This is a genomic window from Vreelandella vilamensis, assembly GCF_031451755.1.
In the GTDB taxonomy this organism is placed as follows: Bacteria; Pseudomonadota; Gammaproteobacteria; order Pseudomonadales; family Halomonadaceae; genus Vreelandella; species Vreelandella vilamensis.
In genome coordinates, this window is sequence record NZ_JARWAN010000015.1 from 76076 (window position 1) to 95756 (window position 19681).

Below are 19681 nucleotides of genomic sequence, written 5' to 3' on the forward strand. Positions count from 1 at the left end.
AATATAGGAATGGCTATTGCACTGGATTAACGGCTTGGGACCTATTCATTACATGAAAGGAAAGTGTTTCCAAAGTATCGCCGTCACGTTCGAAATCTAGCGTAAACTTTCTATATCCATTTAACCCAGCATCCTGGACGAAACGATTATTATCGCAATCAAAATCATCAGCCAATCCACCAACAATAGGTTGTGAATTAGGTTCGATATCCAAGTCAAAAATGGAGCATTCATCTAACTCATTACCACTACTATCTTTTGTCGATTGCAATTCATAATTACCATTACCTTTTCGATAGCCATTCACTAGTGTATTGGCAGCAAACACTACCACTTCTTGTTTTCGGCTTATTTCTTCCACTTTCTGGAAAGTTTTTAGTGTCGTAATAAAAAGCTGCCCAGCACCCAGAATCACCAGTGTACCGATAGCCATAGCCACCATTAGTTCAACGAGAGTAAAACCTTTTTGATGCTGGTTTAACATAGAGAAGCCTCAAAGCTCAGGCAAGCGAAAAGTATAAGTAAAATTGCCGTCGGTATTGTCAGGAACCTGATCGAGGGCAATAATGATCTTGAATTCGCAGTCGCCTTCTAGTGAAGAAATAGTACCGTTGGAACCTCGGATTGGTGTTTCACTGCCATCAAACCAGTGCTCTATCCATATATCTTCGATACTTTCATCACCAGGCGATACTGCATCTTGGGGATCAATATCGGAGCAATCGTCTCCACTGGGTAATTGTGCCAACGCTGCCCACAATCTTTCCTGCGCATCCACGGCTGCAAGCGTGGCAACCGAACGCTGATAAGCTTGGGTAGCGCTATTCAGTGCCTTGAGCTGCATCCCCGCCATGCCGATTAGCCCAAGGGAAAGAACGACGAGGGCGATCAGTGCTTCGATTAGGCTAAAGCCGCGCTGTTTAATCATTTTTGAGCACCTCTCTGCGAATACCGCCAGCCGGGCTTATCTCAATTAGTCGAGAAGTCACCATATCATCGTGACTCACTGTAAATTGGCAGTCTTCAGGGGTGCAGTTTTCTCTAGCGCCTAACGAACCGAACGTAAGCTCCGTATCATTGGAAATACCAATATCGCTTCTTCGACCTTCTATACGGCGTAACATCAGACCATCACTACCATCATCACTATTGCGCGTCACGGTAATCGCCCAAGGTGGCCCACTGGATATTTTTGCGCTTACATCGGTACGCTGCTTGATCGCTTCGCTACGCGCAAAACTCAACACCGAGATCATTTCGTTCACATCACTGGCAAGCTGCTGGCGGGCGAGAAAAGTATTAAACGCGGGAACGGCCACCGTGGCGAGAATTGCCGCGATGGCTAAAGTAATCAGTAGCTCGATTAACGTGAAGCCGCGTTGTTTCATGATTCCCCGTTGGTGCGTGATGCCGCTTGAGTGATGCCGTTCATCCTGAGCTTGTCGAAGGATATTGGGCCTTGCCTAGAAGCTTATCCCTTTCCGCTCACCCTTCGAAAGGCTCAGGGCGAGCGGTCAAATACTGCGCCAGCCTTGTAGGAACCCGATTTATCGGGCGAATTTACCCACGTTCGCGCAATAAATTGCGCTCCTACAGGGCTTTACCAGCAATCATCCGGCCCCCGATCACCATCGCTCTCGATCCACAGCTCCACGCAGTTAGCAGGCACGTTTGTGCCATTAGTTGCTTTAATTCGATAAGTAGAGGCAGAACCAGAATCAGGCTGAAAAATTGTTATCGTATACACACCTTCAGGTGACGGTCTATCTGAAAAGCAATCACTTGGATAACTATAATTTGAAGTGTAGCAGCGCTCCATTTCCGACGCGGCCTGCATCAAACCGGCTTTGCCATCACTAAGACGACTGCGCTCTACATAGCGCGTGTAGCTGGGGTAAGCAACGGAGGCGATGATGCCGATGATCACGACAACAATCATTAGCTCTATCAGGGTGAAACCGTGCTGGCGATTTGCAGGCTGGCGAGTAAATGACACGGGGTAATGCTCCTGTTATCGGCGTTTCATACGTTTTCAGTATGTCGCAAGCCGATACACTTTGCATCATCCGCTGGCGATCACCTGTTGACGCAGCTCACGGGGCATGGAGAAAGTGATGGTTTCTTCGCGGCCTTCGAGTTCTTCCGGTGTGGCAGCGCCGTGAGACTTCAGCCGCTCGATCACGCCTTTCACCAGTACCTCGGGCGCGCTGGCGCCGGCGGTGACGCCGATGCGCTGCACGTTATCCAGCCAACTCTCATCGATTTGCTCGGCATTGTCGATCAAATACGCGGGTGTACCCACACTTTCAGAAAGCTCTCGCAGGCGATTAGAGTTGGAACTGTTGGGGCTGCCCACCACCAGCACCAAATCACTCTCGGCGGCCAGCTCGCGCACCGCGTCTTGGCGGTTTTGGGTGGCGTAGCAGATATCGTCCGTGCGCGGCCCGCTGATCTCGGGAAATTTTTCCTGCAGCGCCTCGATGACCTTGGCGGTGTCGCTCATTGAGAGCGTGGTCTGGGTCACAAACGCCAGCGTTGTGGGATCTTTGACCTCTAAATTGGCCGCGTCGTGCTCATCTTCCACCAGATAGATACGCCCTCCGTGGGAGGTGTCGTAGCGCCCCATGGTGCCTTCCACTTCGGGGTGGCCTTCGTGGCCAATCAGAATGCACTCCTGGCCGCGCTTGGCGTAGCGCAGCACTTCCATGTGAACTTTCGTGACCAGCGGGCAGGTGGCATCGAAAACTTTCAGCCCACGTCGCTCAGCGTCTTCCTGCACCGCGCGGGAAACCCCGTGGGCAGAGAAAATTACGATGACGTCATCCGGCACTTCATCCAGCTCTTCAACGAACACCGCGCCGCGCTCGCGCAACGTATCGACCACAAAGCGGTTGTGAACGACCTCATGGCGCACGTAGATCGGTGGGCCAAACACATCCAACGCCCGGTTAACAATATCGATTGCCCGGTCAACCCCCGCGCAAAAGCCGCGCGGGTTGGCCAGTTTGATTTCGATGGGGTGTGTTTGCTGCTGTGATTGCATAAATCGCGCCTTGATGCCGAGCATCGCTGAAAAGTGGAACTAAAAACGCGTCGTGCCGTTAATGCGTCGTCGCGGGCTTTATGTCCAGCACCTCGACGTCAAAGGTCAGGGTACGCCCCGCCAGCGGGTGGTTAAAGTCCACCTCAATCCGGTCACCGTCAATCGTTTTGACCATGCCAGGCAATTCCGTTCCCGCTTTATCGGCAAACGAGAGCACCATCCCCAGCTCCGGCGTTTCGTCACCAAAGTCATCGCGCTTCAACGTCTGGATATTCTGGGGGTTATGCTGGCCGAACGCATGCTCAGGCGTAATCTCAAAGGTGCCGCTTTCGCCTGCGGCCATGCCTTTGAGGGGGTTTTCAAACCCCGGCGGCAAGTTGCCATCGCCAAACTGAAACGTCGCCGGCGCTTTTTCTTTGGTGGAGTCCACCACGGTGCCATCTTCTAATTTCAGCGTGAAGTGCAAGGTGATTTCCATGCCTTCACCGATTGCGTAATCGCTCATCATGTATCCGTTAATGTGATGGTAATTCAAAAACCGCTTCTAGCTGCTCGGCCTCAAGGACGCGCTCAAGCCATAAATCAAGCTGCTCGGAGTTCGCCTCCACCAAACGTTGCTCCGCCCAGGAAGGAAGCTCGCCAAACTTCAACGTGAGCAACTTACGTAATGTTCTCTGAGAGCCACGCGTCATGCCGCGCTCCATACCACGTTCCATGCCTCGCTCCATACCGCGCTTCTCGGCGATGCGCTCAAACGATGTAACATAGGCCACGTTCTGTTCCTCCTCAAGGCGTGCCACCTGGTCTTCAAGCTGTAACTCTAGCTCCGGAGGTAGCGCTAGCATCCAATCGACCAGCCGCAGTAGTTCCAAAACATCTTGGCGCTGGTAGCCGGTCAACAGTAGATATTTAATCAACGCAAACTTTGACAGTAGACGTGCCTGTTGGTTTTGCCGCGTCACATGAGCTTCGCGCTGCGCTTGCACGATAACAGCAAAAGGGTTCCTGCTGCTTAATAGCGCATCTCGATGCGGTAGTTCACTAAGGGTGATCAACGGAAAGGTAAAGTCCAGTACCTCTTTCTACGCCGGATAAAGTCAGTCTTATCCATCACTCATCCGTCTGCTTCCTGCGCCGGCGTTCGCCGAAGATCGACTCCCAAATCAGCCCAGCCGCGCCGAGGGTGATGCCAATATCGGCAATGTTGAACGCGGGGTAGTACCACCCCGCCACGTGGAAAGAGAGAAAATCCACCACGTAGCCGTGGACCAGCCGATCATACAGATTGCCCAACGCCCCGCCGATGATCAGCGGCAGCGCGACCGCCAGCAATTTTTCATCGGCTTTTAGCCGCGAGAGCCACACGGTTAGCGCGATATTCGCACCGATTGCCACCGTGGCAAAAAACCAGCGCTGCCAGCCGGGGTGATCGGCGAGAAAGCTAAATGCCGCGCCGGTGTTGTGCAGCAGTGTCAGGTTGAAAAACGGCAGCACCTCCACCGGGTCGGCGTAGTTAAGCCATGCGCTGGCGGCGTATTTGGTCGCCAAATCAAGCACGACCACCGCCAGCGCCAGCCACAGCCAACGCAGCGGCCGCCGCATGGGCGATACGGCTTGCGTCTCAGGCTGCGTCTTAGGCATAGCGGCGCGACTCGCCGGGGCCTTCGGCCAAGTTGCTGATACAGCGCCCGCACAGGTCCGGATGTTCCGCATGGCTGCCCACGTCTTCACGGTGGTGCCAGCAGCGCTCGCACTTGGTGTTGTCGCTTGCCGCCACGGCGACTTTCAAGCCCTCAAGCTCGGTGCTTTCGGCGTTTTGCGCCTCAGCCAGCGGCTTGAGCGTGACTTCGCTGGTGAGCATCACAAAGCGCAGCTCATCGCCGAGCTTGGCAAGCATCGTATGGAGTGTGTCATCCACGTAAAGCGTTACCTCGGCGGCGAGGCTGCCTTTGATCACCTTGGCGTTACGGGCGTCTTCCAGGCGTTTGTTGACCGCGTTTTTCACTTCCAGCACGTGCTCCCAGAAGGCGCGCCCCATCTCGGCGTTGCCATCCAGTGTTTCAAGGCCGGTGTAGTACTCTTCCAGCAGCACGCTATCGCCGCGCTCACCCGGAATGTGTTCAAAAATCTCCTCGGCAGTGAAGGAGAGAATCGGCGCCACCCAACGGCTAAGCGCTTCGACCACGTGGTAGAGCGCGGTTTGCGCGCTACGCCGGGCGAGCGAATCGGTTTGTGTGGTGTATTGGCGATCCTTGATGACGTCGAGGTAGAAGCCGCCAAGTTCGCGGGCGCAGAAGCCGTGCACCTGCTGGTAAACATCGAGGAAGCGGTACTCTTCATACGCGGTGTTAATACGGCCCTGCAGCTGCGCGGCGCGATCCACCACCCACTGATCCAACGCCAGCATATCGCCAAACGCCACGGCGTCTTTGGCCGGGTCAAAGCCGTTCAGGTTAGAAAGCAAAAAGCGTGCGGTGTTGCGAATACGGCGATACACGTCCGCCGTGCGCTTCAAGATCTCATCCGATACGGCCATCTCACCGGAGTAGTCGGTGGAGGCGACCCACAGGCGCAGAATGTCGGCGCCGAGCTTGTCCATTACCTCTTGTGGCGCGACCACGTTGCCCATGGATTTGGACATCTTGCGGCCCTGGGCATCGACGGTGAAGCCGTGGGTCAGCAGCTGGCGATACGGCGGGTGGCCGTCGATGGCGCAGCCGGTGAGCAGCGAGGAGTGGAACCAGCCACGGTGCTGGTCGGAGCCTTCCAGGTACAAATCCGCCCGCGGGCCTGTCTCGTGGCCGTGCGGGTGCGAGCCGCGCAGCACGTGGCGGTGCGTGGTGCCGGAGTCAAACCACACGTCCAGCGTGTCGGTAACTTTGTCGTACTCGGCCGCTTCCGCGCCCAGAAGCTCGGCGGGGTCGAGACGGAACCAGGCATCGATGCCCTCTTTCTCGACACGCTTGGCGGCTTCTTCCATCAGCTCAATGGTGCGCGGGTGCAGCTCGCCGGTCGCTTTGTGCAAAAAGAATGGGATCGGCACGCCCCAGTTGCGCTGGCGCGAGATACACCAGTCTGGGCGGTTGGCGATCATCGAGTGCAGGCGCGCCTGCCCCCAGGCCGGGGTGAATTGCGTCGCCTCGATACCCTCAAGGGCGCGCTCACGGAGAGTTTTGCCGTCTTTACCTGCCACGTCCATGCCCACAAACCACTGCGCCGTGGCGCGGTAGATCACCGGCGTTTTGTGGCGCCAGCAGTGCATGTAGCTGTGCTGATACGGTGTGTGATTCATCAGCGCGCCGACTTCGCGCAGCTTGTCGACGATCTGCGGGTTGGCCTTCCAGATCATCTGCCCCCCGAAAAAGGGCAAATCATCGGCATACACGCCGTTGCCCTGCACCGGGTTGAGCATGTCGTCAAAGCTCATGCCGTGGTCGCGGCAGATGTTGAAGTCATCAACGCCGTAAGAGGGTGCTGTGTGCACGATACCGGTGCTGCCCACTTCAGACTCGACGTAGTCCGCCAGATAAACCGGCGAGAGGCGATCATAAAACGGGTGACGGAAATAAATGCGATCCAGCGCCTCGCCTTTCGCGGTGGCGATCACTTCACCTTGAAGGCCGTAACGCTCTAGGCAGCTTTCCACCAGCTCTTCGGCCAACACCAGAAGCCGCTCGCCGGTGTCCACCAACGCGTAGGTAAATTCCGGGTGGACGTTGAGCGCTTGGTTAGCGGGGATGGTCCACGGCGTGGTGGTCCAGATCACGATGGCGGTGGGTTTGGGCAGTTCAGAAAAACCAAAGGCCATTGCCAGTTTGCCCGCCTCTTCCACCGGAAAAGCCACGTCGATGGCGTCGGAGGTTTTATCGGCGTACTCGACTTCGGCTTCGGCCAGGGCCGAGCCGCAGTCAAAACACCAGTTGACCGGCTTTAAGCCTTTGAAGACGTAGCCCGCCTTAACCATATCGGCCAGCGCGCGCATCTCGCCGGCCTCGTTGGCGTAATCCATCGAGCGGTAAGGGTTATCCCAATCGCCGACCACGCCCAGGCGCACGAAATCAACCAGCTGAGTTTCGATCTGCGCCGCGGCGTACTCACGGCACAGACCACGGGCTTTTTCGGGTTCCAGGTGCTTGCCGTGGGTGGTTTCCACCTTATGCTCGATGGGCAGGCCGTGGCAGTCCCAACCGGGCACGTAAGGGGCGTCAAAGCCCGCCAAGTTTTTCGACTTAACGATGATGTCTTTCAAAATCTTGTTAACGGCGTGACCGATATGAATACTGCCGTTGGCGTAGGGAGGGCCGTCATGGAGCACAAACAGCGGCTTACCCGCGCGCGTCTCGCGCAGGCGCTGATACAGGTTCATGTCTTGCCACTGCGACACTCGGCCGGGCTCCCGCTTGGGCAGCATGCCGCGCATAGGAAAGTCGGTTTCGGGCAAATTTAGCGTGTGCTTATAATCCATAGTCCGGTCAGCCATCGTTAGCGTCGGCGGCGTTGCCAGCCGAGGTGGAGTCAAAAGAAGAAGTCTCGCGCCCGAGCGGGGCCGAGGCCAGCGGCAGCATGTCATCGCCCCTGGCAAAGTCAGCCAGGAAGCGTCGCGCGCGGGCCTGGTCGCGTTTGATCTGGTCTTTTAGCGCGTCAAAATCATCGAATTTGGTCTCCCCGCGCAGCCGTGCGCAGGGGTAAACGGTGCAGCGCTCGCCGTAAAGGTCGCCGGCAAAATCAAACAAGTGAACCTCCAGCGTGGGGCGTTCTGAACCCACCGTAGGACGAAAGCCCACGTTGGCGACACCGGGGTAGCGTGTGCCATCTTCACGCTCGGCAACCACGGCAAACACACCGCGCAGCGTTAGCGGTTGAGGCAACAGCGGCAGGTTAGCGGTGGGCACGCCGATGGTGCGCCCGAGCTGCTGGTCGCGCACGACGCGGGCACTGAGCGAATAAGCGCGCCCCAACAGGGTTGCCGCCGCGCGGAAGTTGCCGCTCGCCAGCATCGTGCGCACGCGGGTGCTGGAGACGCGCTCACCGTCGATGGTAAACGTGCGAGTGTGCTCAACGCCGAAGCCCATCTCGCGGCCCACGGCTTCCAACAAGGTGAAATCGCCGCGGCGATCACAGCCAAAACGGAAGTCATCGCCGACTACTAAATGTTTTACGCCCAACCCCTCAATCAGCACTTGGTCGATAAATTCACGCCCGGTAAGGCTGCGCAAGGCATCGTTAAATGGCAGGCATACCACGCGCTCGGCGCCGTGCTTCATCAGCAGGCGCACTTTTTCGCGCAGGCGCGTCAGGCGCGGCGGTGCTTGTTCACCGGCGAAGAACTCGCGCGGCTGCGGCTCGAACACCACCACGGTCAACGGCGCTTGCAAGCGCGCGGCATGCTCACGACACTGCTGCAAAATCGCCTGGTGGCCGCGGTGCACGCCATCGAAATTACCGATGGTGGCGACGCAGCCACGATCCGCTGACGTTAAGTTGTGCAGTCCTCGAATGACGCGCATGGCACCTCAAGCCGTTGAAATAAAGCGCTCAACTCACCCCTTCGACAAGCTCAGGGCGAACGGTTCTGGTTTCTGTTCATCCTGAGCCTGTCGAAGGACGAACAGAATAAAGATTGCCTGATTATACCCAACCCACCGGCGGCAAAGTATGCCTGACCTGGGTTAGCTGTGCATTTTCAGATGACGCAGGCGTAAGCCAAAGGCGGCGAGCCAAGCAAAGTACACCCCCGCGCCCAGCACCACCAGCGCCGCCACCCAGCTCACCCGCTGCCATAGCCCAAACTCAAGCCACGCTTGCCAATTTGGCGCAAGCACGTAAAGCCCCACGCTCATCACCGCACTGCCGCCAATCAGCTGCCAGGCAAAACGCCCCCAGCCGGGCTGAAGCACCAAAACGCCCTGCTTACGCAGCAAATAGCCCAGTAGCCCCGCGTTCATAAACGCCGAGAGCGCAGTGGCCAAGGCTAACCCCGCGTGGGCTAGCGGCCAAATCAGCAACAGGTTAAACACCATATTGGCGACCATCGCCATAATGCCGACTTTCACTGGTGTGGCGGTATCTTGACGGGCAAAAAAGCCCGGCGCCAGCACTTTGATCAACATAAACGCCAACAGCCCAAAGGCGTAAGCGCGCAAGCTCATGGCCGCCATTTGAATATCGTGATCGGTCATCGCCCCGTAGTGAAACAGCGTAATCAGAAGCGGCTCGGCGAGCACTGCTAACGCCAGCGCGGCGGGTAGCCCCAACAGCAACACCACCCGGATAGCCCAATCGAGCATGGCGGCAAAATGCGCGCTTGACTGCTCGGCGTGGCGCTTGGAGAGCGCGGGCAAAATCACCGTGCCGATGGCCACGCCAAATACACCCAGCGGCAGCTCCACCAAGCGGTCGGAGTAATAGAGCCAAGACACACTGCCCGCCGCGAGCAGCGACGCGAGTACGGTATCGAGGAGCAGATTAATCTGCGACACCGACACCCCAAACAGCGCCGGCGCCATCAACTTGAGAATGCGCCTAACGCCCTCGTGGGCAAACTGCGGCCACGGCGTGGGCAAAAGCCCCAAACGCAGCAAAAACGGCACCTGAAACGCCAACTGCGCGGCCCCGGCAATCAACACCCCCCAGGCTAGCGCCATGGCGGGCTGCTCAAACAGCGGCATTAGCAAAAGCGCCGCGCCGATCAGCGACAGGTTCAGCAGCACCGGGGTAAAGGCGGGCACGGCAAAGCGGTTCCAGGTGTTGAGCACGCTGCCGGAAAACGCCGTCAGCGAAATTAGCAACAGGTACGGAAACGTCAGCCGCAGCATATCGGCGGTGAGCGCAAGCTTTTCCGGGTCACGGCCGAAGCCGGGGGCAAATATCCACACCAGCCACGGCGCGCCGAGCATCGCCACCGCCGTGATCAGCGCCAGCACCGCGGTCAAGCTGCCTGCCGTGGCGTTTAAGAGCTCGCGAATCTCTTGCCGGGTGCGTTGCGTCGAGTACTCCGAGAGCACCGGCACAAACGCCTGATTAAACGCGCCCTCAGCAAACAGGCGGCGCAGAAAATTGGGGATTTTGAAGGCGACAAAAAACGCATCCGCGCCGTTACCCGCGCCCAACAACGCGGCGATCACCACGTCGCGCGCCAAGCCCATCACCCGTGAGATCATGGTCATGGCGCTGACAATCACCCCCGAGCCCATTAGGCCACGGCGCGCGGGAGTGATTTTTGAATCTGCTGGTGTTTGCTCGCTCATGCACGCTTCCCGATGCCCATGATCTTCGCTCGCCCTGTGCCTGTCGAAAGATGGTCTTCGACAGGCTCCCGAACGGCTTTTACATCCCCCTCACACCTCAACCAGGCCAGTTACAGACACAAAAAAACCGGCCGCAGCCGGTTTTTTAGGGCACCTGCCGGCTTACGCCGCCAGTGCCTTAATGCGCTTGTTCAAGCGGCTTTTTAGACGCGCGGCTTTCTTTTTAGACAGCACGTCTTTGTCCGCAATGCGGTCGATGACCGGCTGCGCCACCTTGAACTCTTCCATCGCTTTCGCGTGGTCGCCGGTGCTGATGGCCTTAATCACACGCTTGATGTAGGTGCGGACCATGCTGCGCTGGCCAGCTTTCAGGACGCGACGGTTCTCGGCCTGGCGGGCGCGCTTGCGAGCTTGCTTGCTGTTCGCCACAGGGTATCTCCTTGGAGAAAAAAAGGTTGCCTATTTTGGCAACGGATTAACTGATTATCGCCGCCTGGGTCGTAACCTCAGTACAGCGTTTCCGTAACGTTTTCAAAGCCAGCGTTGGATTAACACTGCTTTGATTTGGCTAAACTTTTTCGCTAGCCAGAATGTGCAACCGGCAGCAAATTAGGCTGCCCGTCCACGGGTCTTGTCTGAGAGGATGGCGCAGTCTATCACGCAGCGAATCGCCTGGCTAGCGCTTAAGCCCGGCCGTGCTGGCCTCCCACAGCGCTTCTTCCGGCACTGGGCGGCCAAAAAGCGCCTAACCAGGCAGCGTCAGCGGACCGACACGCTCAACGACCCGCTGCCAACCTAAATCGGCGTCAATACGCGCAACAAAGGCCGCCGTCGCGGGGTAGTGTTTGAGCGATTGTGACATCGACAGTGCCTGTAAGGGGAAGCTCATTTGCACATCGGCACCGCTTGGCCAAGCCGTGGAAAACTGCTGACGCGTACGCAAATGACTTTCGATCATGGCCAGGTGATCATTTAACTGCGGCGCGATAAAACGTTGATTCACTGTCGCGTTAATGCCCTTGGCGATCGGCTTGATCAGCCACGGCGACTGTTTAGGCAATTGAGCGAACACCAAGCGCATCACCAAAAGCGGCATTAGCGACCCTTCCGCGTAGTGCATCCAGTAGCGGTAATTGACCCATTCTGCGGTCTCGTCAGCGCCTGGCTGGCAACGCCCCTCGCCGTAGCGGCTCAGCAGGTAATCGATAATCGCGCCGGATTCCGCCACGGTAATATCGCCATCGGTAATCACCGGCGACTTACCCAATGGATGGACACGCTTGAGCGAGTCGGGGGCGAGCTGGGTCTTACTATCACGCGGGTAGGTGATAATCTCGTATTCAAGGGCCAACGTTTCCAGCAGCCAGAGAATGCGATGTGCACGGGACTTTTCCAGGTAATGAACGTGAATCATAAAGATACTCAAGGGCAGTGACCGCCCCGCTGACATAAAGCGTTTGACGTCGTACTTACCCCGCCGGGGATATTGAGGATGGCATCAGCCGTTGCAGGTCGATGACCAGGCCGGTACGCTTTTAATCTTGCGGCCTTGTTATCGCCCATAACCCTTTTCACGTCAATCCCGGTAGAGCGGAGGCATTCACTATGACCTGGCTTGAGCGGGGAAAATACCTGCTCCCGACATCGGAGATGATGCTGCTATGAGGCCTGCCTCGCTCGCCCTACAGAACCGGTTACTGCCCGGTGTTTCCCGGACGTTTGCTCTGACTATTCCGCAATTACCAGTAGCCCTGCGCCCGGCGATCACCAATGCCTATCTTTTGTGCCGCATTGCCGACACCGTGGAAGACAGCACCGCCATGGCGCCCGACGACAAAGACGCCCACTACCGGCGGCTGCTGGCAGGACTGGATGACGAAAGCGCCGCGCGAAAGTTCTCCGAGGCCTTGCTCGGTACCGGCCTGATACAAGACCCACTGGAACGAGAGCTCATCAATCAAACACCCGGCGTGCTGCGCGCCTTCGGCGAACTGCCGGCCGAGCAACAGGCGGCTTTGCGCGACTGCGTCACCACCATGTGCCATGGCATGGCCGATTTCGAACGCCTGAAAAACCCGTATGGCCTAAAAGACAGCGGCTACCTGCGCGACTATTGTTACGTGGTCGCCGGCTGCGTGGGCGAAATGCTGACCCGGCTGTTCGCCGATATCCACCCGCGTATCCACGATCAGCGCGAGGAGCTGCGGCACTTGTCGTTGGCCTTTGGCCAGGGGCTGCAAATGACCAATATTTTGAAAGACGTTTGGGATGACCGCCAGCGGGGTATCTGCTGGCTCCCGCGTGACGTCTTCGCGGCACGCGGCATTGACCTGACACAAACACAACACTGGCAAGACCACCCCGGCTATCGCGACGGCATCCACTTTCTGGTCGCCGTCGCCCATCATCATTTACGCTTGGCTCAAGAGTACACGCTGCGTATCCCGGCCTCAGAAGCGGGTATTCGACGCTTTTGCAGCTGGTCGATTGGCATGGCGTTCGCCACGCTGCGCAAGATTGCCAACAACCCAGGCTATACGGCCAGCGCGCAGGTTAAGATATCGCGGCGCCAGCTGCGTTTCATCGTCGCCACGAACAATCTCACGGTAGGCAACGATACGCTGCTGCGCGGTGTTTTTCAGCTGAGCGGCAAGCGACTGCCCAGCGTTCAGGAACAAGAGATCGGCCAACTGAAGGCGGGAGCTGACGACAACGCCGCAACGCCCCGTTAGCGCAGCGGCTTGATGCTGATAAACTTGCCTTCATCGGAGAAGGCAAGTCGGTACGTCCCATGCACGCCGTCGCGCGTGACCACCCGGCGGATTGCCTCGGCGGGAAAAATCACCCAGCGTCCATCGACACTGCGCGTGCGCACATTGGCAATACGCCCCTCGTAGTGAGCCAAACACTCGTCAAACGAGAGATGAAGCACAATATCAATACTATGCATTGCTCGAAATGGCCCTGTGTTTACTCACCTAGTTTAAATCTTGCAGTCTTCGCGTGGGTCGTCGATACTTAATTTTATCCTATCGCTTCGTATCCCGGTAAGGCTTATGCAAATTTCACCCGTTAGCACACCATCGACCTACTGGTCGGTTACCGCAACCGAAAATGCGCGCACCAATGCCACGGCGCGTGCGGGAGAAATGACGCTATCGCAGGCCGATCAACGCGCGATGCCGCCAGGCAGTACGGCGTATCGCGAGGCGAGCCAAAGCGCGACCGCCACGGAAGAAAGTGCTAATAGCCGCCGCTCAACAGAGCGCGCCGCTGATGGCAGTCAGGAAGCGCCCGGCGAACCACGCCGCGAAGAGGAAAAAAGCGAATCCGCGGTTAGCCCTGGCCCAACGCGCCCCGACGGCACGCCATTGGACGACCAGGAAATTCGCCAGCTTGATCAGCTCAAGCGCACCGACCAAGAAGTTCGTCAGCACGAACGCGCTCACGAAGTGGCGGGAGGGCCTTACACCGGTAGTGCCAGCTATGAATATGAAGCCGGCCCGGATGGCGAGCGCTATGCCGTCGCCGGCGAAGTTCCGATTGATTACGGCCCGGTACCCGGCGACCCGCAAGCCACTATCGATAAAATGCAGACGGTCATTTCCGCCGCAATGGCGCCTGCTGAGCCCTCATCGAAGGACCGTCAAGTGGCGTCTCAAGCACGCCAGTACATGCTGGAAGCCAAGCTAGAAGCGGCCATGCAGCAAAGTGAAATGAATACCGCCCGCGCCGGCGCCGAATCAAACCGCGATGAAAGCGTTGACGCTGCCGGAGCGACTGCTCAGGCTGACAGTGCTCCTTCTACCAATGAAAACGCCGGTGCTATCGCGATGATGGCGCCAGACCCGGCAAGTGCCGCGTCGGCACGAGGCAGTTTAGCGGCCGCGTCGGTGGCTCAGCCGCCTAACGCCGTTGACCCGACGGCGAACCCTGACCCAGCCGCTCACGCTGCCTAGCCTTGTACTGCTGACGCACTGACTAAGCATCTATTAACTCAGCACGTACTGACAAACACAGCGAAGCACGAAAACGGGGTGTGGCACAGTGGGCCACACCCCGTTTTTTTACGCCCTCTTTCGCCTCGCGCTAATGCGTCAGTGCACTCCAGTCCTCACGCGTGGGCCAATCGGATAGCCACATAGGCAATGCTTCCGCTGGCATGGGTTTGGCGATGCCGTAGCCTTGTGCCAGCTCGCAGCCCAGCGCGAGCAAGGCTTTGGCATGGGCAAGCGTCTCCACTCCCTCTGCCAGCATGGGGTGCTTAAAACGGTTGGCCATGTAAATAACACTTTCCACAATGGCCATGTCGTCTTGATCGCTTAGCATATCGCGCACAAAACTCTTATCGATCTTGATCAAGTTCACCGGTAACTGGCGCAGATGCGTCAGCGATGAAAAACCGGTGCCAAAATCATCGATGGCAAAATTAACGCCAAGACGCTGACACGCCGCCATGGTCTCCAGTGCTGACTGAATATCGTGCATCGCCGCACTCTCAAGCACTTCCAGTTTTAACATCCTCGGCGGCACATCGGGGTGGCGCGCTAACAGCGCGGCTAAGCGCTGGCTAAAACCGCTGACCAGCAAATGGGTCGGGCTAATATTGACGTTAATCGGTAGTTTGATCCCGTTTTGCGACCACAGGCTTAGCTGGCGCATCGCCGTTTCTAATACCCACTCGCCTAAGTCGACTTCCAACGAGGTCGCGTCAATCACCGGCAAAAACTCCGCCGGGGGAAGCAGCCCATGCTCGGGATGCTGCCAGCGAACCAGCGCCTCAACCCCCACCACCTCGCCGCTGCGCATATCCACCTGCGGTTGATAGTGTAAGCGCAACTCATCATTTTTCAGTGCGACAATAAAGCGCTGGCGCTGCTCGTGGCGCACTTGCAGCAAGCGGTCGTGATCTGGGTCGAAAATGTGGAAGGTATCGCGGCCGCGCTGCTTGGCACGGTACATTGCTTGGTTGGCATGGCGCAGCAACACATCGCCCTGCACGGCATCCTGTGGGTAAAGCGTCACCCCAAGGCTTGCGGTTAAACGTACGCTTTGCCCTTCGATCATTAGCGGCTTGCGAATAGAGGCCAACAGCTTGTCGAAAAACGCCTCATCCACCCCGTAATGCAACAGCAAAACAAACTCATCCCCACCCACGCGCGCGAGCACATCATCGCCAAACAGCAGATGGCTAATCCGCTGAGAAAATGTTGATAGCAACACGTCGCCCACTTGTGGGCTCAGTTGGTCGTTCACTTTTTTGAAAAAATCGATATCCAGAGAACATACCGCCAGCGGGGTTTGGCTTTTATCAGCATGCGCCATGGACTCTTGAATCAGCTGAGTCAAAAGATGCAGATTAGGCAGCCCCGTCAGCGCATCAAAATACACTTCACGGCTTAAGTGGCGCGCGTGGGAGGGAATCGCGGAAAGATCCGCCAGCACAATCACGTGGTGATTTACCTCACCGTGCAGGTCGCGCACACGGTTAATCGACATCATGCCTGGATAGAATTGGCCATCGTGGCTTTGATAACTCACTTGGCTTTTACTGCGATCGCGTAGCCTTAGCTCTTCGCGCATAAACCGGGTGGTTTGGGTGTCATCAAGCGGCAGAATGCTAAAGGCTTCCGGCGTTTTACCCAGTACGTCTTCTAGAGTAAAGCCGGTCAGCTCGCGAAAAGCGGGATTGATGTGCAAGACCCGATTTTCGGCGTCGGTGATAATAATCGCCTCGTTAGCTTGGCGAAATACCGCCTCCGTCAGGTCTTCAGCCTCCGCCGATGGCGTCGCAGTCTGGTAATTCTGCGGTATCAATTGGCACATCCTTGTCGGCTCCTGAGCTGTGGGTGAAATACGCCGATCACCATGCACTTGCTTCTACGTTGTCGGCTTCTTCCTGCTCACACGCCACCACGGTATCGCGACCTTGATGCTTGGCAGCATAGAGCGCTTGGTCGACGCGACTTATCAACATGTCTTGGGTTTCACCAAGATGATATTCCCCTACACCAATGCTGATCGTGATGCCGTGTCCCGAAAACAAACGGCTGCGTACCCGCTGGCAAATCCGCTCGGCAAAGGTTTCACCGCCCGGTTGGTGCGTATTGCGCAGCAAAATAGCAAACTCCTCGCCGCCCCAGCGCGCCATAATATCGCTGTCGCGCAAACAACCTTTTATGCACACTGCTAACTGGCGCAGAATCTCATCGCCGATGTCGTGACCGTAGGTGTCGTTCACACGCTTGAAGTGATCAATATCAAACATCAGTAGCACAAACGGCTGGTGAGCATGCATGGCATCGCTTACGCACTGGCTTAACGCGGAATCAAAGGCACGACGGTTATACGCACCGGTCAAGTGGTCACGCGTCGCTTGGTCCTCAAGCTCGTGTTCAATACGTTTACGCTCGGCAATATCGTGGAAGACCGACACAAAATGGCGCACCTCCCCATCGGCATCCGTCACGGCGGTAATCGACTGCCAGAGCGGGTAAATATCGCCCCATTTATTACGGTTCCATATTTCGCCCTGCCAGTGGCCGGTTTCGTGAAGCGCTTGCCACATCCGTCGATAAAACGCTTTATCGTGACGTCCGGATTTAAAGAGTTTCGGCGTTTTTCCGATCACTTCGTGGCTTTCATAACCCGTAATATCGGTAAACGCCTGATTCACGCGCTCAATCACCATATCGGCATTGGTAATCACCGTGGCTTGCCCGGTTTCAAAGGCAGTCGCCATTAAACGCAGTTCATTTTCTTGCTGACGACGGAGGGTAATATCCTCTTTCACGGCGACAAAATTCAGAATCTCGCCCTCGGCGCTTTTCACCGGCGTGATGGTTTGTGCCTCCCAGTAAAGCTCGCCGTTTTTGCGCCGGTTTAAAATCTCTCCCTTCCAGACGTTACCGGCGTGAAGCGTTGACCACATATCATCGTACACACGATTCGGCGTCATGCCGGATTGAATCAGCGCCGGTGTTTTACCCCGCAGTTCATCGCGGGAATAGCCGGTAATCTCCAAAAATCGCTGGTTGACGAACTCAATGCAGCCATCCGCATTGGTAATGGCCGTTGCCACAGGACTCTGTTCAACGGCAATATAAAACTGCTCAAAGCGCAGGCTCATCAAGTCATCTGTGGCTTTTTTGTTGGTCATGTCATTGGCATTATTATCGTGCTGAGAAGGGGTACTCATTGCGTTACTCCTGAAACTCGTCAGCCTTAGCCCCGTTTTGCAGCGTCTAAAAGAGAATCATAGCGGACCCCGCATAAGAAAAGAGGCAACTAAGACGTTTTTGCGACGTTTGCAACAAAAAAGATTGATGCAAGTCAAAAGCGCATTATCGCTTACCGAGCGCAAAGACAAAATAAAAGGGCGCCACCTGGCGCCCTAACCTACTCATTTACGACGGCAAAAGACAACGTTACGACGTGGCGAGCCGAAGCGCGGCAAAGTTGTCGCGACGCTCAACAAACAGACTGTTACCGGCGATTTTCTTTGCCTGGTGCTTTAATTCCGACAAGTCGCTGGCGATATCCAACGCTTTTAAGCCAGCGCCGGCGGCTACCGGTTTGACCGCCACCGAGACGCTGAAAAAAGGGAAAAAGCTCACGGCCCCTTGGCGATTTTCAATCTTGATGCCGCCCCGCTCGCGATCCGCCGCTTCGTAAAAGCCCGGCGCAATAGCGTCGATGTGCGCCAAAATCTGACGCGTGGTTTTCTCCCAATGGGCAAGCGGTAACAGCAGCATAAAATCATCGCCGCCGATGTGGCCGATAAAACCACCGACGCTCTCTACTTGGGCTTGCAGCAGCCGCGCCACGGAAATAATCACGTGATCCCCGCGTGCATAGCCATAAACATCGTTAAAGGCTTTAAAGTTATCCAGGTCCACGTAAGCCGCGGCAAAACCCTCACCTGAACTGAGGTAATCGTTCAAGGTGTCGTTGATCAAAATATTGCCGGGAAGCCCAGTCAGTGGATTGGCGTGACGCGCTTGGCGGACCTGAATGGCGGTAATTTCGCGCAGCAGATCGACGATATTCCCCATCCCTAAATAGCCGCCGTTTTGCGTCACTACAAAATCTTCCTGCTCAATCTCATGGCTATCGGTTAGCCGCTGACTCAGCACTTCCAGCGGCATCTCTGCTTCGGCCACTAGCATGCGTTTATCGGCCACCTCCAGCGCGCGGGTTTTGGCGTACAACGCGTGGCTAAAGGGGTTGGTAAAGAGCGCTAAAAAGCGACTGCGCCGAACGACCGCGAGCGGTTTACCGTCTTTGACTATGGCCACACAGCGAAGCTCTGGGTGACAGCGGAAACGCTCGGCAAGGTTGGGGACCAAACACTCAGGGGCTACCTCGGCCACCTGCCGACAAATCGTGCGCGCATTGCGCCCGGCGATGGCCTGAAGCGGCGCGGTACCCGGCAGCGGCATCGAAAGCTTAATCGGCGGCTCGCTTTGGGGGCGGGAGAAGTAAAAACCCTGCAGCAATGAGAGACCCCGGTCGAGTTCCCACAGGCATAAATGCTCGGCGGCCGTTTCAACGCCTTCGGCAATCAGCTTGCAATCGAGACTACGCGCGACCCCAATAATCGAACGCAGGAACTCGCGCTTGGCGGGCTCTTGGTCGACCCCGGAAATAAAATGACGATCCAGCTTAACGAAATCGGGCCGCAGCTCCGACCAGTGGCGCAGGCTGGAATGGCCCGCCCCCAGATCGTCCAAGGCGACGCGAAACCCCATGTCACGGTAATGATCCACCGCTTGGCGCATCAGCGCGTAGTCATGGATTGGTACGTGCTCGGTGAGCTCGATCACGACTCTTTCCGCGGGAATGCCAGCCTCGTTAATAAAGCCGAGCGTTAGCCCCTCGCGGAAATCGCGTTCGACAATGGTCAGCGGCATCACGTTGAGAAAAAGAAAGCCGGGCAAGTCTAGCGCCGCAAAGCGCTGAATCGCCAATCGGCGGCAAAGAATATCCAGCTCCACCAGCTTGCCGGCTTGAGTAGCCACCTCAAAGAGCCGTAGCGGTGAATGCAGCGGCGATGCCACCGGGCCACGCACCAGCGCCTCGTAGCCGTAAATCGCTTGTTGGCTGGTATCCACGATGGGCTGAAAAAGGACATCGAGCGCCTCATCGGCGATGATGCGTGTTAGCCACTGTGCTTCCTGAGCGGTCATACCTGTCGTCACCTTCCGTCAAACTCCAACGCATAGCGTGCGTTATGAGGGTGACAGCCACGTGACAATATTGAGAAAACGTAACCGCAATAACCGCGACGCACCCCTTATGAACCCGCCTCATTCATCGCGGCAGTGGTAGGGCCATTATTTAGCGCTTTACGTCTGCATGGTGGGCGCGTTGAGGCTATCGAACGACGTAT

General features: G+C 56.9%; 19 protein-coding genes. 2 read left to right on the forward strand and 17 right to left on the reverse strand.

Features of this window, described 5'->3' with window-relative positions; translation table 11 throughout:
• Positions 1 to 13: 13 nt before the first annotated feature.
• The 13 genes from QC823_RS10365 to QC823_RS10425 form a co-directional block, all read right to left on the reverse strand.
• Positions 14 to 484, reverse strand: a complete 471-nt coding sequence (locus QC823_RS10365) for a PilW family protein (protein ID WP_309656271.1) — start codon at positions 482 to 484, stop codon at positions 14 to 16.
• A gap of 9 nt (positions 485 to 493) precedes the next feature.
• Positions 494 to 928 (reverse strand): type IV pilus modification protein PilV, encoded by a 435-nt coding sequence (gene pilV, locus QC823_RS10370; protein WP_309656272.1) that lies wholly within the window; start codon positions 926 to 928, stop codon positions 494 to 496.
• Positions 921 to 1388, reverse strand: a complete 468-nt coding sequence (locus tag QC823_RS10375; RefSeq protein ID WP_309656273.1) for a GspH/FimT family pseudopilin — start codon at positions 1386 to 1388, stop codon at positions 921 to 923. The genes pilV and QC823_RS10375 overlap by 8 nt, the downstream gene beginning before the upstream one ends.
• A 212-nt stretch (positions 1389 to 1600) precedes the next feature.
• Positions 1601 to 1996: a type IV pilin protein gene (locus QC823_RS10380; protein ID WP_309656274.1), complete on the reverse strand. Its 396-nt coding sequence runs from the start codon at positions 1994 to 1996 to the stop codon at positions 1601 to 1603.
• Between the two features lie 66 nt (positions 1997 to 2062).
• Positions 2063 to 3043 carry a 4-hydroxy-3-methylbut-2-enyl diphosphate reductase gene (gene ispH / locus QC823_RS10385; RefSeq protein WP_309656275.1) on the reverse strand — a complete coding sequence of 327 codons (981 nt, stop codon included), beginning with the start codon at positions 3041 to 3043 and terminating at the stop codon, positions 2063 to 2065.
• 58 nt (positions 3044 to 3101) lie between these two features.
• A complete protein-coding gene (gene fkpB / locus QC823_RS10390) occupies positions 3102 to 3548 on the reverse strand; it encodes an FKBP-type peptidyl-prolyl cis-trans isomerase (RefSeq protein WP_309656276.1) in 447 nt (148 codons plus the stop codon).
• 10 nt (positions 3549 to 3558) lie between these two features.
• Positions 3559 to 4005, reverse strand: a complete 447-nt coding sequence (locus QC823_RS10395; protein ID WP_309656277.1) for an RpnC/YadD family protein — start codon at positions 4003 to 4005, stop codon at positions 3559 to 3561.
• Between the two features lie 148 nt (positions 4006 to 4153).
• On the reverse strand, positions 4154 to 4684 hold the full coding sequence (gene lspA / locus QC823_RS10400; RefSeq protein ID WP_309656278.1) for a signal peptidase II: 531 nt from the start codon (positions 4682 to 4684) through the stop codon (positions 4154 to 4156).
• Entirely contained in the window at positions 4677 to 7508 is a 2832-nt protein-coding gene (gene ileS, locus QC823_RS10405; protein WP_309656279.1) for an isoleucine--tRNA ligase, read from the reverse strand. The genes lspA and ileS overlap by 8 nt, the downstream gene beginning before the upstream one ends.
• 7 nt (positions 7509 to 7515) lie before the next feature.
• Complete coding sequence (ribF, locus tag QC823_RS10410) at positions 7516 to 8550, reverse strand: bifunctional riboflavin kinase/FAD synthetase (protein WP_309656280.1); 1035 nt, start codon at positions 8548 to 8550, stop codon at positions 7516 to 7518.
• A 162-nt stretch (positions 8551 to 8712) separates the two neighbouring features.
• Complete coding sequence (murJ, locus tag QC823_RS10415) at positions 8713 to 10290, reverse strand: murein biosynthesis integral membrane protein MurJ (protein ID WP_309656281.1); 1578 nt, start codon at positions 10288 to 10290, stop codon at positions 8713 to 8715.
• Positions 10291 to 10452: 162 nt separating this feature from the next.
• The gene (rpsT, locus tag QC823_RS10420) at positions 10453 to 10719 is read right to left on the reverse strand and encodes a 30S ribosomal protein S20 (RefSeq protein WP_309656282.1); all 267 of its coding nucleotides are present in this window, start codon (positions 10717 to 10719) and stop codon (positions 10453 to 10455) included.
• 316 nt (positions 10720 to 11035) lie between these two features.
• On the reverse strand, positions 11036 to 11704 hold the full coding sequence (locus tag QC823_RS10425; protein WP_309656283.1) for a glutathione S-transferase: 669 nt from the start codon (positions 11702 to 11704) through the stop codon (positions 11036 to 11038).
• 247 nt (positions 11705 to 11951) lie between these two features.
• Here QC823_RS10425 and QC823_RS10430 point away from each other — a divergent pair, with 247 nt between their 5' ends.
• Positions 11952 to 13022, forward strand: a complete 1071-nt coding sequence (locus tag QC823_RS10430) for a phytoene/squalene synthase family protein (protein WP_309656284.1) — start codon at positions 11952 to 11954, stop codon at positions 13020 to 13022.
• Here the strand turns inward: QC823_RS10430 and QC823_RS10435 are convergent.
• On the reverse strand, positions 13019 to 13240 hold the full coding sequence (locus QC823_RS10435; RefSeq protein WP_309656285.1) for a DUF2835 family protein: 222 nt from the start codon (positions 13238 to 13240) through the stop codon (positions 13019 to 13021). The two genes, QC823_RS10430 and QC823_RS10435, sit on opposite strands and share 4 nt — an antisense overlap.
• A gap of 106 nt (positions 13241 to 13346) precedes the next feature.
• Between QC823_RS10435 and QC823_RS10440 the strand changes: the two genes are divergently transcribed.
• Positions 13347 to 14249: a putative metalloprotease CJM1_0395 family protein gene (locus QC823_RS10440; protein WP_309656286.1), complete on the forward strand. Its 903-nt coding sequence runs from the start codon at positions 13347 to 13349 to the stop codon at positions 14247 to 14249.
• A 130-nt stretch (positions 14250 to 14379) separates the two neighbouring features.
• On the opposite strand, the gene QC823_RS10445 is transcribed toward QC823_RS10440, so the two are convergent.
• From QC823_RS10445 to QC823_RS10455, 3 genes are all read right to left on the reverse strand, one after another.
• Entirely contained in the window at positions 14380 to 16116 is a 1737-nt protein-coding gene (locus tag QC823_RS10445) for a putative bifunctional diguanylate cyclase/phosphodiesterase (protein WP_309656287.1), read from the reverse strand.
• 37 nt (positions 16117 to 16153) lie between these two features.
• Positions 16154 to 17488 (reverse strand): sensor domain-containing diguanylate cyclase, encoded by a 1335-nt coding sequence (locus tag QC823_RS10450; protein ID WP_309656288.1) that lies wholly within the window; start codon positions 17486 to 17488, stop codon positions 16154 to 16156.
• 229 nt (positions 17489 to 17717) lie between these two features.
• Positions 17718 to 19478, reverse strand: coding sequence for a bifunctional diguanylate cyclase/phosphodiesterase (locus QC823_RS10455; protein WP_309656289.1), 1761 nt, complete (start codon positions 19476 to 19478; stop codon positions 17718 to 17720).
• Positions 19479 to 19681 lie beyond the last annotated feature (203 nt).

Excerpts from the sequence above, each read along its gene's own strand:
- QC823_RS10365 (WP_309656271.1), bottom strand. The coding sequence starts at position 484 with ATGTTAAACCAGCATCAAAAAGGTTTTACTCTCGTTGAACTAATGGTG.
- pilV (WP_309656272.1), bottom strand. The coding sequence starts at position 928 with ATGATTAAACAGCGCGGCTTTAGCCTAATCGAAGCACTGATCGCCCTC.
- QC823_RS10375 (WP_309656273.1), bottom strand. The coding sequence starts at position 1,388 with ATGAAACAACGCGGCTTCACGTTAATCGAGCTACTGATTACTTTAGCC.
- ispH (WP_309656275.1), bottom strand. The coding sequence starts at position 3,043 with ATGCAATCACAGCAGCAAACACACCCCATCGAAATCAAACTGGCCAAC.
- fkpB (WP_309656276.1), bottom strand. The coding sequence starts at position 3,548 with ATGAGCGATTACGCAATCGGTGAAGGCATGGAAATCACCTTGCACTTC.
- lspA (WP_309656278.1), bottom strand. The coding sequence starts at position 4,684 with ATGCCTAAGACGCAGCCTGAGACGCAAGCCGTATCGCCCATGCGGCGG.
- ileS (WP_309656279.1), bottom strand. The coding sequence starts at position 7,508 with ATGGATTATAAGCACACGCTAAATTTGCCCGAAACCGACTTTCCTATG.
- ribF (WP_309656280.1), bottom strand. The coding sequence starts at position 8,550 with ATGCGCGTCATTCGAGGACTGCACAACTTAACGTCAGCGGATCGTGGC.
- murJ (WP_309656281.1), bottom strand. The coding sequence starts at position 10,290 with ATGAGCGAGCAAACACCAGCAGATTCAAAAATCACTCCCGCGCGCCGT.
- QC823_RS10425 (WP_309656283.1), bottom strand. The coding sequence starts at position 11,704 with ATGATTCACGTTCATTACCTGGAAAAGTCCCGTGCACATCGCATTCTC.
- QC823_RS10430 (WP_309656284.1), top strand. The coding sequence starts at position 11,952 with ATGAGGCCTGCCTCGCTCGCCCTACAGAACCGGTTACTGCCCGGTGTT.
- QC823_RS10435 (WP_309656285.1), bottom strand. The coding sequence starts at position 13,240 with ATGCATAGTATTGATATTGTGCTTCATCTCTCGTTTGACGAGTGTTTG.
- QC823_RS10440 (WP_309656286.1), top strand. The coding sequence starts at position 13,347 with ATGCAAATTTCACCCGTTAGCACACCATCGACCTACTGGTCGGTTACC.
- QC823_RS10445 (WP_309656287.1), bottom strand. The coding sequence starts at position 16,116 with ATGTGCCAATTGATACCGCAGAATTACCAGACTGCGACGCCATCGGCG.
- QC823_RS10450 (WP_309656288.1), bottom strand. The coding sequence starts at position 17,488 with ATGAGTACCCCTTCTCAGCACGATAATAATGCCAATGACATGACCAAC.
- QC823_RS10455 (WP_309656289.1), bottom strand. The coding sequence starts at position 19,478 with ATGACCGCTCAGGAAGCACAGTGGCTAACACGCATCATCGCCGATGAG.